The organism is Pantoea sp. GABEPS69 (assembly GCF_045780835.1).
GTDB lineage: Bacteria > Pseudomonadota > Gammaproteobacteria > Enterobacterales > Enterobacteriaceae > Pantoea > Pantoea septica.
In genome coordinates this window covers 1,745,939-1,760,427 of the sequence record NZ_CP118618.1, presented here as the reverse complement: position 1 = coordinate 1,760,427, position 14,489 = coordinate 1,745,939, and the positions used below count along the sequence as shown (strand labels likewise).

The following is a 14,489-nucleotide window of genomic DNA, read 5'->3' as shown; positions in this document are numbered from 1 at the left end:
CGGGGATGCCGGAAACGTAAAAACGTTTTTTTGCCCCACGACCGCATCCGGTCACAGCGACAAATATCTGGGCGAAACCTGCATCACCCTATGAAAATTCACGCTATCAGCCAGCCATTGCCCCACGCACGTTATCAGCGTTGTCCGCAATGCGATACCCTTTTTTCCTTACCGGATGTGAAATCGCATCAGTCTGCCTATTGTCCACGCTGCCATGCGCAAATTATCAGCGGGCGCGACTGGTCGATGACGCGGCTGACGGTCATGGCCGCGATGATTATGGTGCTGATGCCTATCGCCTTTACCCTGCCGCTGGTGGATATTCGCCTGCTCGGCATGCGCATTAACGCCAGCCTGCTGGGCGGCGTAATTCAGATGGCGGAACAGGGCAACGTGCTGACTGCCTCGATGGTGGCGTTCTGCACCATCGGTGCGCCGGTCGCGCTGGTAGCTGGCATCGGCTATCTTACTCTGGGTCATCGGCTGGGAATGAACCTGCGTCCAGTGCTGCTGATGCTGGAGAAGGTTAAAGAGTGGGTAATGCTCGACATCTATCTGGTGGGCATCGCGGTGGCGTCGATTAAGGTGCAGGACTACGCCTCGCTGGAGGTCGGCTACGGGCTGGCCGCCTACCTGACGCTGACGCTGCTGAGCCTGCTGACCCTGATCCACCTTAACGTCGAGCAGCTGTGGGAACATTTCTATCCGCAGAAGCAGAATACGACCGCACGCGACAGGCTGCAGGTCTGCCTTAACTGCCACAATACCGGTGAGCCGGACGCGCGTGGCCGCTGTCCGCGCTGCCATACGCCGCTCGACTTCCGGCGTCGCCACAGCCTGCAAAAATCCTGGGCGGCGCTGATCGCCTCGATCGTGCTGCTGATCCCCGCCAACCTGTTACCGATTTCTGTGGTCTACCTGAACGGTTCGCGGCGCGAAGACACCATCTTTTCCGGCATCCTCGGCCTGGCTTCCGGCAATATTCCGGTTGCGGCGGTGGTGTTTATCGCCAGTATTCTGGTGCCTTTCACCAAGGTACTGGTGATGCTGACGCTGCTGCTCAGTATTCACTTCCGCTGCGAACAGGGGCTGAAAACCCGCATTCGCCTGCTGCGGGTCGTGACCTGGGTCGGCCGCTGGTCGATGCTGGATCTCTTTGTGATTTCATTAACCATGTCGCTGGTCAATCGCGATCAGCTGCTGGCTTTTACCATGGGACCCGCCGCGTTTTACTTCGGCGCGGCGGTGATCCTGACCATTATGGCCGTTGAGTGGCTCGACAGCCGCCTGCTTTGGGATGCACATGCAACAGGAAACGCCGACTACATCGACTAACGCGACGCTGCGCAGCAAACGTAAGGTTTCTCCATTCTGGCTTCTGCCGATCATCGCCATGCTGATCGCCGGCTGGCTGCTCTGGACCAACTATGAAGAGCGCGGCACGGTGATCACCATTAACTTCCAGTCGGCGGACGGCATCGTGCCGGGCCGCACGCCTATCCGCTATCAGGGCGTGGAGGTCGGCACCGTGCAGGGCATCAATCTGAGCGACGACTACCGCACCATTCAGATCAAGGCGAGCATCAAGAGCGACATGAAAGAGGCGCTGCGCGAAAACACCCAGTTCTGGCTGGTGACGCCGAAAGCGTCGCTGGCGGGCGTTTCGGGCCTCGACGCGCTGGTGGGCGGCAACTATATCGGCATGATGCCGGGCAGCGGCAAGCCGCGTGAAAACTTCGTCGCGCAGGATACCCAGCCGAAGTATCGCGTCAATACCGGCGAGCTACTGATCCATCTGCACGCGCCCGATCTCGGCGCGCTCAACTCAGGATCGCTGGTTTACTACCGCAAGATCCCGGTGGGACGCGTCTATGACTACAGCATCAACAGCAAGACGGATGGCGTCACCATCGATGTGCTGATCGAACGCCGCTTTAATAATCTGGTCAAGGCCAACAGCCGCTTCTGGAACGTGTCGGGGCTGAGCGCCGACGTCAGCCTGAGCGGCGCGAAGGTGGAGCTGGAGAGCCTGGCGGCGCTGGTCAACGGCGCTATCGCCTTCGACTCGCCGGAAGATTCGCCGCAGGCGAAAACTGACCATAACTACAAACTCTATCCCGATCTGGCGCGTAGCCAGCGAGGCGTGGTGGTCACGCTCGATCTGCCCGACGGCAACAACCTGAAAGCGGGCCGCACGCCGCTGATCTATCAGGGGCTGGAGGTCGGCAGCCTGACTAAACTCAACCTGCTGAGCGGCGGCAAAGTCACGGGCGAGCTGACCCTCGATCCATCCGTGGTCAGCCTGATGCGCAGCGGCACGCGCATTGAGATGCGCAGTCCGAAAGTCAGTCTTACCGATACCAACCTCAGCAGCCTGCTGACCGGCAATACGCTGGAGCTGGTGCCGGGCGACGGCGAGCCGCAAAGCCACTTTACCGTGCTGCCCGCCAACGAGTCGCTGCTGCAGAAGCCCGACGTGCTGACGGTGAAGCTCAGCGCGCCGGAGAGTTACGGCATCGACGCCGGTCAGCCGGTCATGCTGCACGGCATGAAGATCGGCCAGGTGATTTCGCGCGAGCTGAATGAGAAAGGCATTCAGTTCGTGGCGGCGATTGAGCCGGCCTATCGCAACCTGGTGCACGGCGACAGCAAGTTTATCGTCAACAGCCGACTCGACGTGAAGTTCGGCCTCGACGGCATGAAGGTGCTGGGCGCCAGCGCGCGCGAATGGGTCGACGGCGGCATCCGTCTGGAGCCCGGCAACCAGGGCGCGGTGAAATCCGCCTATCCGCTGTTTGCCGACGCCGAAAAGGCGGAGGAAGGCATTATCGGCGATCGCCCTTCGACGACGCTGACGCTGACCGCCAACAGCCTGCCGGACGTGCAGGCCGGTTCGGTGGTGCTTTACCGCAAATATGAAGTGGGCGAAATCGTCGACGTTACGCCGCGCGCCAGCGCCTTCGATATCGCCGTGCACATCAAGCCGGAGTACCGCAAGCTGCTGACCAGCGAGAGCGTGTTCTGGGCGGAAGGCGGCGCGCGCGTGCAGCTTAACGGCAGCGGCCTGACCGTTCAGGCGTCGCCGCTGAACCGCGCGCTGCGCGGCGCCATCAGCTTCGACAATATGAGCGGCGCGGCGAACGCCAAAGGCAGCAAGCGCACGCTCTATCCTTCCGAGACGGCGGCGCGCGCGGTCGGCAGCCAGATTACGCTGCATACCTATGACGCCAGCAAGCTGTCGGAAGGCATGCCGATTCGTTATCTGGGCATCAATATCGGTCAGGTCGAGTCGCTGTCGCTCAGCCAGGATAACAATCAGGTGGTGGCGAAGGCGGTGCTCTATCCAGAGTATGTGCAGGATTTCGCGCGCAGCGGCAGCCACTTCTCGGTGGTATCGCCTGAAATCTCTCCGGCTGGCGTCAACCATCTGGAGACGCTGCTGCAGCCCTACGTCAACGTCGATCCCGGCAAGGGGCGTCCGGCGCGAGTTTTCGAGCTGCAGGAGAGCACCATTACCGATTCACGCTACCTGAATGGGCTGACGATTTATGTCGATGCCGCCGAGGCGGGCTCGCTCTCTATCGGCACGCCGGTGCTGTTCCGCGGCGTAGAGGTGGGCACCGTCACCGGGACCTCGCTGGGCAATATGGCGGATCGCGTGCAGATTGCGCTGCGCATCAGCAAGAAGTATCAGCATCTGGTGCGCAACAACTCGGTGTTCTGGCTGGCGTCCGGCTATAACCTCGATTTCGGCCTGATCGGCGGCGTAGTGAAAACCGGCACCTTCCAGCAGTTTATTCGCGGCGGCATTCAGTTCGCCACCCCGCCGACGGTGCCGCTGGCGCCGCAGGCGGGCGCGGACAAGCACTTCCTGCTGCAGGATGAAGCGCCGAAAAACTGGCGCAGCTGGGGCACGGCAATCCCCGAGCCGCAGCAGTAATCCCGTCAGCCGTCTGAAATCGCTTTCAGACGGCTGAGTAAATGATGTGTGGGCGTTATCGACCGCAGCGCGAAGCGTCCCACCACCATTTTCGTGCTACACTGCCGCCCTGTTTTTTGACCTCAACGCCTTACCTGGAACCTGCCGTGGCCGACCTTTTCCCCTCTGACTTCCTTGATCTGATGCGCGCCGCGCTGCCCGACGACGCTGAACTGCAGCGCTTTATCGCCATTAGCCAGCAGCCGCTGCGCCGCTCTATCCGCATCAATACGCTTAAAATCAGCGTGGCGGATTTCCTCGCCCAGACGGCTGACTATGGCTGGCGGCTGGCGCCGGTGCCCTGGTGCGCGGAAGGCTTCTGGATTGAGCGAGACGACGAGAGCCTGCCGCTCGGCAGCGTGGCCGAGCATCTCAGCGGCCTGTTTTACATTCAGGAAGCGAGCTCGATGCTGCCGGTCAGCGCGCTGTTCGATGGTGCGCCTGAGGCGAAAACGGTAATGGATATGGCGGCGGCGCCGGGTTCGAAAACCACGCAGATGGCGGCGCGTATGAAAAACCGCGGCGCCATCCTCGCTAACGAATTTTCCTCGAGCCGCGTCAAGGTACTGCACGCCAACGTCAGCCGCTGCGGCGTCAGCAACGTGGCGCTGACCCATTTTGACGCCCGTGTCTTTGGCCCGGCGCTGCCGGAGCGCTTCGACGCCGTGCTGCTGGACGCGCCCTGCTCGGGCGAAGGCGTCATCCGCAAAGATGCCGACGCGCTGAAAAACTGGTCGCTGAGCAGCACCGAGGCGATCGCCGCCACCCAGCGCGACCTGCTGGAGAGCGCGTTTCATGCTCTGAAACCGGGCGGCACGCTGGTCTATTCCACCTGCACCCTTAACCAGATTGAAAACCAGCAGGTTATTGCCTGGCTGCTGGCGCGCTATCCGCAGGCGGTAGAGATTGTTCCGCTCGACGCGCTTTTCGCGGGTGCCGGGCAGGCGTTAACGCCGGAAGGATATCTGCACGTTTTTCCGCAGCTTTTCGACAGCGAAGGCTTCTTCGTGGCGCGCCTGCGTAAAACCGACTCGGTGCCGCCGCTGCCGCAGCCTGGCTACAAGCTGGGCAAGCTGCCTTTTACGCCGCTGAATAAAAAGGCGGCGGCAGAGGTGGCTCAGGCTGCGACGTCGGTATGCCTGCAGTGGGGCGACGACCTGACGCTGTGGCAGCGCGACAAAGAGATTTGGCTGTTTCCCGAGGCGATTACGCCGCTGCTCGGCAGCGTTCGCTTTTCTCGTATCGGCATCAAGCTGGCCGAAACCTTTGCCAAAGGCTATCGCTGGCAGCATGAAGCGGTGATTGCGCTGGCACAGCCGGACGCAGAACGGGCGTTCGAGCTGAGCGCCGACGAGGCCTTGGAGTGGTATCGCGGCCGGGATATTTTCCCTGATACGCCGCCGCAGCGTGATGAAGTGATCGTGACCTACCAGCAGCAGCCGATTGGCCTGGCGAAACGCGTCGGCAGCCGCATTAAGAATAGCTATCCTCGCGAGCTGGTGCGCGACGGCCGCCTGTTCCGCTGAGTCTTACTGCAGCTGCATCAGCGTCAGCCGGTTGCCGAACACCGCGCCGGTATCGATATAGTGCAGATTGCCTGATTCCAGCGGCTGCTGCAGCGGCGTATGGCCGAAATAAAAAGCATCCGCGCCCGCGATTTTTCCCGCTTCGCCCGTTTGCAGTCGGGCGATGCGTTCGCGATTCCACACCACTTTCTCCCAGTCCAGCGGCTGTTCCCACGCGTAGCGCTCCGCTGGATAGTCCGCGTGCGCCACCACAACGATGCGATCCGCCAGCTGCAGGTGCAGAATCAGCGGCAGGCTCTCTAGCCTTCTTAGCGCATGACGCGCCGCAATTAGCCTGGCGCCCGTCAGCTTGTAGAACCAGTCGCCGCCGTTCATTATCCAGCTGAGCGATTCGTGACACTGTAACGCACGCAGCGCCATCTCTTCATGATTTCCTCTTACGCAGCGGAACCATGGCGCGTCCAGCAGCTCTAAACAGCCAGGACTGTCAGGCCCGCGATCGATTAAATCGCCGACGGAGATCAGCAAATCGCTTTGCTTATCAAACGCGTTTTCCAGCAGCAGTGCATCCAGCTGTCGCCGACAGCCGTGCAGATCGCCGACAATCCAGATATTTTGCCAGTTTTCACCGTTGAGATACTGGTAGCGCATTTTGATTCCGCTTGTTAACAACAGGTTTACTTATTGCGGGTTAAAGTATAGCCGGTCACATCTTCAGGGAGGCGTGATGAATAGCCGGAAACAATTTATCAGCGTGTTAGTGCTTATCTTCCTTGGCAGCCTGCTGCTGCTGGAATCGCTGGCGCGCCTCGTGCATCTGCTGTTTGTCGGCTGACAGGCCGAACGCGATGCTTTCTGCCCTCTACTCAGATTTTCCGTACGCTTCGCCGGTAAAAGCGCCAGCAAATGGCGATTACTGTTCAGATATCAGGATGTTTCCGACAGACGAAACTGCGCTAGTGTGAGATCTCAGCCCGTCCACGATGTGGAGCAGATACACACAGCAAAGGAGGGATGGCTGATTACCTCCGGTCAGGAGAATAAGAATGGTCGCTGAAACGCTTGATAACGTAAGTTTTAACCTTGATTCTCTCGAAAACGCAGCACTAGAAATCTGTAAAACCAAAGGAATGCTGGGCATGCTGTTGGCGTCGGTTTCAACAGATATTCAGCAATCCTATTTCCAGCTGTTACGCGAGTCCGGTTTCGATGACGAACTGGTCTGGCTGCAGCAGGTTTTGGATACCAAATAAGTGATTCAGTTAACCCCGGCGCAGGCTGGGGTTTTTCATTTTTGGCGCCGCAGCGGGCTAAAAACGGCTTTTCAGGTGACGTCGAAAAAAATATTTTTCGCCGCTCTGATTTAGACTGGCACGAAAGCAGTTGCCGCCGCTGAGGCGATAGTTCATTTTTTGGCAAGCATAAGATGGGGCGTCAGATACGCCAAATCGCTAGAGTCTGTGTCCCTCCCTGGACAGAATGCGATTAGGGTTTTAACGCTGGCGGAACGGTGCCCGATAGCTCCTGTTCGCTTTGCGCGCCCGAGCCCGGACGAGCATGGCCCAGCAGCGGCTCATCGCCCAGCAGCTCAGGTTTCTCTTTCGCGGTAAACTGCGCTTTGCCGTCAAATGACGGGCCTTCGCACCAGCGGCCTTTCGGCAGCGGTTTATCCAGCGAAGTGTTAAGCACATAGTAAGAATGCTCGCTGGCTTCTTCACTTTGCGGGAAGCTGTTCGGTATCGGCAGCGAAGCATTAAGTCCGCCCATCTCTTCAATCACCGCAAGCCACTGCTGTTGATGCATGGTGTCGCGGGCGATCAGGAAGGAGAGAAAATCCTTCATGCCGGTATCTTCAGTGAGATTATAGAGGCGGGTTGCCAGTACGCGTCCTGTCGCTTCCGCCGTGACGTTGGCCAGCATATCCGCCGCCACGTTGCCAGAGGCGTAAATATGGCTCATATCGAAAGGCACGCCGTTGGCGTTGACCGGCAGCGCCGCCAGGCCTGACGAGAGAATGTGGCGTGGGTTCATACCGCCCAGTACCGCGTTGACCACCGGATCTTTCGCCGACGCTTCCTGATAGGAGAGCGGCGCGCCTTCCAGATTGAGCGCCACGGCATGCGCCAGCATTTCGATATGCGCCAGCTCTTCGGTTGCGGTAGAGATCAGCAAATCGCGGATTCGCGCATCGCCGCGCGCGCCCATCGCCTGGAAAAAGTACTGCATCGCCACACGGATCTCCCCTTCCACGCCGCCGATCGCCTGCTGCAATAGCATGGCGAATTCCGGATCTGCTTTGTCGACGCGTACTGGATATTGAAGCTTTGAAGAATGGTGAAACATAATTATCTCCTGGCTTGTTGAAAAGAATAAGCCAGACAAGCCTGGAAGAGGTTGGCGAAAAATGAAAGCGCGCCCGTAAAGATTGGCAGGGAATATAAGCGGCAGAAAAGCGCAGCCTTGAGGAATATTAGCAAGTTAGAAAAAGAAAATATTATTGCCGCTTTGCTGCCCGAATGGGGCGCCGTGGCAATAAGCTTATTAACAATAAGGTCATAAAATCCAATCTTGCCGTATCACAAGCGAAGCTTTGGCTTGTTGCAATTTTGACCTTTACTTACCACACCAATAGTTTTATTCGAATAAAGAATAAAAAGCGAGCCGCACAGCGGCGCGCGATTAAAGGGGTTTAATATAGTCCGCAAAGCGATGTTGATTTTCCACCAGCCACTCAGGCATATATTCTTTCGTCATCGGGCGGATCACCATCTTACGCGGTCGATTCCAGATATCGACGTTCTGCTCGACGCAGCGTCGTATATGATCGGGATTATTAAACTTTGGCAAATTATGTTCAGTATGCGAAATCGTTGCCATTTTTTCGCTAATCCGCGCGTCGTCCATTACCCATGAAAAATGCCAGCCCGCATTTTCAATGGTTCGCGTACGCAGTTTAAGCAGTTTCCAGCGCCACCAGCAGTCCCGAATAGGAGTGCCTTTACGCTTCACGTTGCGCAGCAGCTCTGGTTGCCCCCTAAAGAAACCTTTCAGGTGTTTAAAGGTAGTCATTTTAGGCAGTCTGCATAGCCGCTGTGAACCATCCTCATTCAATACCTGAACGTTGAATTTGAAATTATAAAAATTCTGGTAAAGCGTGGTGCATAAATGGGCGGCGCTGAACTGCCGGAGCGCTTCAGGCCGCGGGATCTCGTCCACATCCGACACCATAATAATATCGCTATCCCGAGCGCCCGTTAAGCCGTGCATTATGGCGTTGCGCGCGATGGTTTCATTTTCCCAGGGATCGGACTCGCCAGCCTTAACCAGCGAACTGTTAGAGTAAAAGCTATGAGAATAAATTTTCGGAACGGCGTCGTTAACCACGTAAATGATTTTATCCCGAAACGGCTCGAACTTTTCTATATCAAAATTTAGCTTTTCGCGGCGCTTGCCGGTAAAGGTATAGAGCGACTCTACAATGACAAATTTATCAACGTGCTCATAGAGGGTATTCAGGCGTAATTCCAGAAGCATGTCTTCATCATAGTATAAAAAGCAGTCATATATCATTGAGTTAGCAACCTGATCTCATTTTGAACCCGGCTACGTTATCAGATTCGCGCAAGCACAAAAAGTTAAAATCTCACTAATTTTTACTTTTCTTAACATAAATCATACTTTTAATAGAACCTGTTACTCCACTTTTTAGTGCCAGACAGCGCCAGACCCTGATTACAGGCTGCGCAACCTCTTGTCAGTCCAGGAGATGATGCGCTCGCTTCTTCGATGCGGCGCCAGACGCATATGGGCATTGTCACTAATAAAATTATATTGCCGCCCGAAACAGGGAAGCGCTCACGCTATAAAATACGAAGAGCGATAGTGTCGGGGTAAAGGGACACAGGCGGAAAAAACGAAGCGGAAATGAGCTGGTGCAGTAGAGGCTGCCTATTTAAATCTGCATCAAAAAATAATCAATAAAAAAAGACCGAACACGATTCCTGTATTCGGTCCAGGGAAATGGCTCTTTGAGAGCCGTGCGCTAAAAGTTGGCATTAATGCAGGCGATGACGCCTTGCAATTTAAGGTTAGCCCACGTCTGTGGAAATGCCAGCGAACGGCCGGGCAGAGGCGATCCGCAGGATCAGATTGTGATCCTGACGGCAGAATCAGCGAAATTGGGCGCGAAAAGAACTCGCGCCTCGGCAGGATTATTTATCGCACAGCGCCTGAGTACGCTCGATAATCGGCTGAAGGCTCATCATCTGGCCCGGGTGCGCTTTATCTTCCGCCTGAATCACGGAGATGGGTTGTGCCTTCACCTGCCCTGCTTTTACACGCGCTTCCGCCTTATCGTTGAGCGGATACTGCATCAGCGTGCTGGGGTTGATAGCGAACAGCGAGCCATCTTTCTCGCAGCTCAGCATCACCTCTTCACGGCTGAAGGGCCATGCCGTCTTACCTACTTCGAAACGGCTGACGGTAATAATTTCTGACGCCAGCGCCTGGCCACCGAGAGATAACAACAGCATTGCGGGGATCACTTTCTTCAGCAAAATAGCCTACCTTTTTACTCAGTCAAAACGGGTCACACTCAGGCTGGCGACAGCGTGGCGAAGACGCTGACCAGACCAACCACTGCGCATGCCAGCAGCAGTTCAAGCTGCGTCATGCGAATAAATTTTTGTTGCGCGCCCTTGCCCGCCAGGCGAAAGCGCGGCACCAGCACGTAACGATTGAACAGCGCGATAGCGACCATAAACGCCACCAGCACCGCCTTAGCCACTAACAGTTCGCTATACAGGCTGCCGTGCCACTGGCGAGGCCAGCCGGCGATCAGCAGCCCATTCACTACGCCGGTACATAAAGTTACCGCGACGGCCAGATGTCCGTAGCGCGAAAAGCGCATCATGGCGCGAATCGCGTCGCTGCGGCGATCGATCTGCCGCGCCTCGTCCATCAGGATCAGCAGCGGCAGCAAACCGCCCGCCCAGAAGGCCGCGCCAATAAGGTGCAGCGCATGGTTTATCTGCTGCAGCGCGCCCGTAAACCCTTCGCGCATCGCCGCATGTCCGATTAACGCCATACAGCCCAGCTGCAGCAAAGCGCCGATCAGCCACGCCTGCTGTCGCTCTCTGTTTCTCAACAGACTCGCCAGCAGCGTAAGGCCTGCCAGCCCTGTTTCCCACTGCCACACCGTGCCGAAACGCGTGCTTAGCACCGCGCGCCAGATCTCACTGTCGTCGAGGTTGCGCCAGTCGCCGCTCATCAGCGCCAGCTGGGTCGCCAGCATCAGCAATGCGCTGACGAACGCCAGCCAGACGCAACCGCGCATTAATGCGTTGAGACGTCGCCCCAGCGCGCGGCGGTAGCGCGCTGGCGCTAACAGCACAGTATAAAACGCGCTGCCCGCCAGCAGCATCACGCTGGCGAAATGGAGCGCGCGCAGCAGGATCCACAGCGAGGTCACGACTTACTTCACGCTAAAACGGTAGCTGCCCTGGGTCTTATGTCCGTCAACCGAAAGCACATGCCACTTAACCTGATAGTCGCCCGCCGCCAGCGGCTTCTTCAGCGGCAGGATCAGGCGGCTGCGCTGCTGCGCATCCTGTTGTGCCTTCTCGCTCACGACAGGCTTTTGGCTGGCGTCCAGTAGCGTTACGCCGCTAAAGGCGGGCTCTATATCTTCGGTAAAGCTCAGGGTCAGCGCCTGCGGCGCAGCGGCAAGCGCGGCGTCGGCGGCCGGCTGGGACGATTTGAGGTGGGCATGCGCCAGCGCTGCCTGGCTCACTAACAACAGCGAGACGGCAATGCCTGACAAGATCATTCTTTTCTGCATGGGATCATCCTTTTAGCCATCGCCTTAGCGGCAAACGTGGGCAAGGATACGCTGAGGCTTTTGAGGTGTCGAGGGCCAGCAATGCTATCCTTTGCCCTTGATTCAGACCGGGATAAGCATTATTTTTGCCCCCTGTCTTCAGGAGATCCCCATGAGTCAAAACCTCGCCCTGCTTTCTCAGGAAGAGAAAGATAAAGTCAACGTTGAACTGGCCGCTGCGGGCGTGGCGTTCAAAGAGCGCTACAATATGCCGGTCGTGGCTGAAATGGTTGAATACGAGCAGCCTGCGGCGCTGCGCGACTGGTTTCGCCAGCGCCTGATGCACTATCGCCAGGCGTCGCTGAACTTCTCGCGCCTGCCCTACGAACCCAAACTGAAGTAAATCATGTTACGCGTAATTGATACCGAAACCTGCGGGCTCCAGGGCGGCGTAGTGGAAGTGGCGTCGGTCGACGTGATCAACGGAGAGATCGTTAATCCGATGAGCGATCTGATCCTGCCCGACCGTCCTATAAGCCGCCAGGCGATGGCCGTACATCGCATCACTGAAGCAATGGTAGTGGGCAAACCCACCATTGAAGAAGCGATTGGCCGCTATCACGGCAGCCCTTTTTATGTCGCCCATAACGCCAGCTTCGACCGCCGCATGCTGCCGGAGATGCACGGCGACTGGATCTGCACCATGATGCTGGCGCGCAAGCTGTGGCCCGGCATCAAGTACGGCAACCAGGCGCTGCGCCATAGCCTTAAGCTGGAGGTAACGCCGCCCGCCGATCTGCACGCGCACCGCGCGCTGTACGATTGCTACGTGACCGCCGCGCTGCTGATCCGCATTATGGAGATTTCCGGCTGGGATGCCGGGCAGATGGCGCAGCACTGCCAGCCCGCCAGCGTAACGGGCGACGTGCTGCCCTTCGGCAAATATCGCGGCCAGAGTGTCGCCTCGATTGCGCGAAAAGATCCGCGCTATTTGCGCTGGGTGCTGGAAAACGTGCGCGATCTGCGCCCGCCGCTGCGGCAGGCGCTGCGTAAATACCTGAGCGACGATCAGTAATCGCGCTGCGGCGGCAGGCTGCCCTGCGCCAGCGCGATCAGGAACGTCAGCTCCAGCGCGATGCCCTCATAAGATTTATAGCGCCCCGACTTACCGCCGTGACCGGCATCCATATCCGTACAGAGCATCAGCAGATGGTTGTCGGTCTTCAGCGCGCGCAGTTTCGCCACCCACTTCGCCGGCTCCCAGTACTGTACCTGCGAGTCATGCAGCCCGGTCGTCACCAGCATATGCGGATAGGCCTTCGCCTCGACATTGTCGTAGGGGCTGTACTGACGCATATAGCCATAATAGTCGGCGTCGTTTGGGTTGCCCCACTCGTCGTACTCGCCGGTAGTGAGCGGAATCGACTCATCCAGCATCGTGGTGACCACATCGACGAAGGGCACCTGTGCCACCACGCCGTTGAACAACGCCGGCGCCATATTAATCACCCCGCCCATTAGCAGCCCGCCTGCGCTGCCGCCCATGGCATAGAGCTGCCCAGGCTGGCCGAAACCTTTTTTCACCAGCGCCTGAGTAACGTCGATAAAATCGGTGAAGCTGTTCATCTTGTTAAACAGGCGGCCGCCGTCATACCAGCTTTGTCCCAGCTCGCCGCCGCCGCGCACGTTGATCAACGCGTAGACGAAACCGCGATCGAGCAGGCTAAGCCGGCTGACGCTGAAGTCCGCCTCCATATTGCTGCCGTAGGCGCCATAGCCATAAACCAGCAGCGGATTTTTGCCCGGCTGATAGTGTTTGCGGTGATAGACCAGCGATACCGGCACTTCGGTGCCGTCGCGCGCCGTGATCCAGTGATGCTCGCTTTTGTAGTTGTCAGGGTCGAAGTTGCCAACCGCGCTCTGCTTGAGAATGCGCCGCTCGCCGGTGTCCATATCGAGCTCGAACAGCGTGGTCGGCGTGGTCATCGAGCCGTAGCCGTAGCGCAGCTTGCTGGTTTCCGGCGAAGGGTTGAACGCCAGCCAGGTGACATAGGTCGGATCGTCGAAGGCGATGCCGGTCACCTCGCCGGTTTCCCAGTGGATCTGGCGCAGGCTGGTCAGGCCGCGCTGCCGCTCCTCCACCACCAGCCAGTCGCGGAACAGCTGAAAATCCTCCATCACCACATGATCGCGCGGCTTGATTAGGGTTTCCCAGCGCGACTCGTCCAGCCAGCGCGTGCGGTAAAGACCGAAGTTTTTCCCCTCGCGGTTAGAGCGGATATAAAACTGATGATCATAGTGATCCAGACTATATTCATGATCCTTGCGGCGCGGCAGGAATATCTGCGGCGCGGCGTCGGGAAAGCCGGCGTCGATGAGCTGGATCTCGCTGCTGTTGGTGCTGAACAGCGCGATGAGAATAAAGTGCTCGGAAGTGGTTTTATGCACGCTGAGATGGTAGGTGTCATCCTGCTCTTCATACACCAGCCGATCGTCGCTTTGCGGCGTGCCGAGCTCATGGCGCCAGACCTGATAAGGCAACAGCGTTTGTTCATGCTTGCGCACGTAGTAGAGCGTGCGTGAATCGTTCGCCCAGGCGAAGCTCGAGGAGGCGTTATTCAGCACCTCCGGATACCAGCTCCCCTTCTCCAGGCAGCGAAAGCGAATGCCATACTGTCGCCGCGAGAGAAAATCTTCCGCCAGCGCCATCACCTTGTTGTCAGGGCTGATATTGAGCGATCCCATAGTGTAGAACTCGCTGTGCGAGGCGCGCTGATTGGCGTCCAGCAGCAGCGTCCACTCATCGGTCACGGCGCACTCGGCAGGCTGGCGGTAGTAGGCGGCATATTCGTTACCGCTCTCATAACGACTCTGATAGCGATAGCCGTTATGCACATAGGGAACCGAATGATCCTGCGGCGGCAGGCGATCGACGATCTCTTTTAAAATACGGTTCTGCAGCGGCTGCTGTGTCGCCATGATCTGCTTGCCGTAGTTGTTTTCGGCGCGCAGATAATCCAGCACCTCTTCATTCTCGCGCTTGTCGTCGCGCAGCCAGTAGTAGTCATCCACGCGCGTTTCGCCGTGAAGGGTCATTTCATGAGGAATTTTTTTTGCGATGGGGGCCTGCATGCTCTCTCTCCCTGTTATTCATATCCTTTAAGGG

13 protein-coding genes are annotated in these 14,489 nt (G+C 57.7%); 6 read left to right on the top strand and 7 right to left on the bottom strand.

Annotated elements, in window-relative coordinates; all coding sequences use genetic code 11:
- Nucleotides 1-90: 90 nt before the first annotated feature.
- The 3 genes from yebS to rsmF all read left to right on the top strand — a co-directional run bounded on the left by yebS (nt 91) and on the right by rsmF (nt 5,505).
- Nucleotides 91-1,335, top strand: a complete 1,245-nt coding sequence (gene yebS, locus PVE98_RS08690; protein WP_096073286.1) for a membrane integrity lipid transport subunit YebS — start codon at nt 91-93, stop codon at nt 1,333-1,335.
- Entirely contained in the window at nt 1,304-3,940 is a 2,637-nt protein-coding gene (locus PVE98_RS08685) for a PqiB family protein (protein ID WP_096073287.1), read from the top strand. Before yebS ends, PVE98_RS08685 begins: the two co-directional genes overlap by 32 nt.
- Nucleotides 3,941-4,122: 182 nt before the next feature.
- Entirely contained in the window at nt 4,123-5,505 is a 1,383-nt protein-coding gene (rsmF, locus tag PVE98_RS08680) for a 16S rRNA (cytosine(1407)-C(5))-methyltransferase RsmF (RefSeq protein ID WP_244951167.1), read from the top strand.
- Between the two features lie 3 nt (nt 5,506-5,508).
- Here the strand turns inward: rsmF and PVE98_RS08675 are convergent, their stop codons facing one another.
- Nucleotides 5,509-6,156, bottom strand: coding sequence for a metallophosphoesterase (locus tag PVE98_RS08675; protein ID WP_096073288.1), 648 nt, complete (start codon nt 6,154-6,156; stop codon nt 5,509-5,511).
- A gap of 395 nt (nt 6,157-6,551) precedes the next feature.
- Between PVE98_RS08675 and PVE98_RS08670 the strand changes: the two genes are divergently transcribed.
- On the top strand, nt 6,552-6,758 hold the full coding sequence (locus tag PVE98_RS08670) for a hypothetical protein (RefSeq protein WP_033746561.1): 207 nt from the start codon (nt 6,552-6,554) through the stop codon (nt 6,756-6,758).
- Nucleotides 6,759-6,990: 232 nt separating this feature from the next.
- On the opposite strand, the gene PVE98_RS08665 is transcribed toward PVE98_RS08670, so the two are convergent.
- From PVE98_RS08665 to copC, 5 genes are all read right to left on the bottom strand, one after another.
- Complete coding sequence (locus tag PVE98_RS08665) at nt 6,991-7,848, bottom strand: manganese catalase family protein (protein ID WP_033746559.1); 858 nt, start codon at nt 7,846-7,848, stop codon at nt 6,991-6,993.
- A gap of 336 nt (nt 7,849-8,184) precedes the next feature.
- Entirely contained in the window at nt 8,185-9,039 is an 855-nt protein-coding gene (locus PVE98_RS08660) for a benzoate transporter (protein ID WP_313619177.1), read from the bottom strand.
- Between the two features lie 677 nt (nt 9,040-9,716).
- Nucleotides 9,717-10,064, bottom strand: a complete 348-nt coding sequence (locus PVE98_RS08655) for a YebY family protein (RefSeq protein WP_033746554.1) — start codon at nt 10,062-10,064, stop codon at nt 9,717-9,719.
- A gap of 35 nt (nt 10,065-10,099) precedes the next feature.
- The gene (gene copD / locus PVE98_RS08650) at nt 10,100-10,975 is read right to left on the bottom strand and encodes a copper homeostasis membrane protein CopD (protein WP_133158744.1); all 876 of its coding nucleotides are present in this window, start codon (nt 10,973-10,975) and stop codon (nt 10,100-10,102) included.
- Nucleotides 10,976-10,978: 3 nt separating this feature from the next.
- Nucleotides 10,979-11,344: a copper homeostasis periplasmic binding protein CopC gene (gene copC, locus PVE98_RS08645; RefSeq protein WP_096073290.1), complete on the bottom strand. Its 366-nt coding sequence runs from the start codon at nt 11,342-11,344 to the stop codon at nt 10,979-10,981.
- Nucleotides 11,345-11,495: 151 nt separating this feature from the next.
- Between copC and PVE98_RS08640 the strand changes: the two genes are divergently transcribed.
- Nucleotides 11,496-11,726: a DNA polymerase III subunit theta gene (locus PVE98_RS08640; protein ID WP_033746548.1), complete on the top strand. Its 231-nt coding sequence runs from the start codon at nt 11,496-11,498 to the stop codon at nt 11,724-11,726.
- 3 nt (nt 11,727-11,729) lie between these two features.
- Entirely contained in the window at nt 11,730-12,398 is a 669-nt protein-coding gene (exoX, locus tag PVE98_RS08635; RefSeq protein WP_096073291.1) for an exodeoxyribonuclease X, read from the top strand.
- Here the strand turns inward: exoX and PVE98_RS08630 are convergent.
- Nucleotides 12,392-14,455: a prolyl oligopeptidase family serine peptidase gene (locus tag PVE98_RS08630; protein ID WP_096073292.1), complete on the bottom strand. Its 2,064-nt coding sequence runs from the start codon at nt 14,453-14,455 to the stop codon at nt 12,392-12,394. The two genes, exoX and PVE98_RS08630, sit on opposite strands and share 7 nt — an antisense overlap.
- Nucleotides 14,456-14,489 lie beyond the last annotated feature (34 nt).

What these genes read in the sequence shown, in the direction of transcription:
- yebS (WP_096073286.1), top strand. Translation starts at nt 91, where the DNA reads ATGAAAATTCACGCTATCAGCCAGCCATTGCCCCACGCACGTTATCAG.
- PVE98_RS08670 (WP_033746561.1), top strand. Translation starts at nt 6,552, where the DNA reads ATGGTCGCTGAAACGCTTGATAACGTAAGTTTTAACCTTGATTCTCTC.
- exoX (WP_096073291.1), top strand. Translation starts at nt 11,730, where the DNA reads ATGTTACGCGTAATTGATACCGAAACCTGCGGGCTCCAGGGCGGCGTA.
- rsmF (WP_244951167.1), top strand. Translation starts at nt 4,123, where the DNA reads ATGCGCGCCGCGCTGCCCGACGACGCTGAACTGCAGCGCTTTATCGCC.
- PVE98_RS08685 (WP_096073287.1), top strand. Translation starts at nt 1,304, where the DNA reads ATGCAACAGGAAACGCCGACTACATCGACTAACGCGACGCTGCGCAGC.
- PVE98_RS08640 (WP_033746548.1), top strand. Translation starts at nt 11,496, where the DNA reads ATGAGTCAAAACCTCGCCCTGCTTTCTCAGGAAGAGAAAGATAAAGTC.
- copC (WP_096073290.1), bottom strand. Translation starts at nt 11,344, where the DNA reads ATGCAGAAAAGAATGATCTTGTCAGGCATTGCCGTCTCGCTGTTGTTA.
- PVE98_RS08665 (WP_033746559.1), bottom strand. Translation starts at nt 7,848, where the DNA reads ATGTTTCACCATTCTTCAAAGCTTCAATATCCAGTACGCGTCGACAAA.
- PVE98_RS08630 (WP_096073292.1), bottom strand. Translation starts at nt 14,455, where the DNA reads ATGCAGGCCCCCATCGCAAAAAAAATTCCTCATGAAATGACCCTTCAC.
- PVE98_RS08675 (WP_096073288.1), bottom strand. Translation starts at nt 6,156, where the DNA reads ATGCGCTACCAGTATCTCAACGGTGAAAACTGGCAAAATATCTGGATT.
- PVE98_RS08660 (WP_313619177.1), bottom strand. Translation starts at nt 9,039, where the DNA reads ATGCTTCTGGAATTACGCCTGAATACCCTCTATGAGCACGTTGATAAA.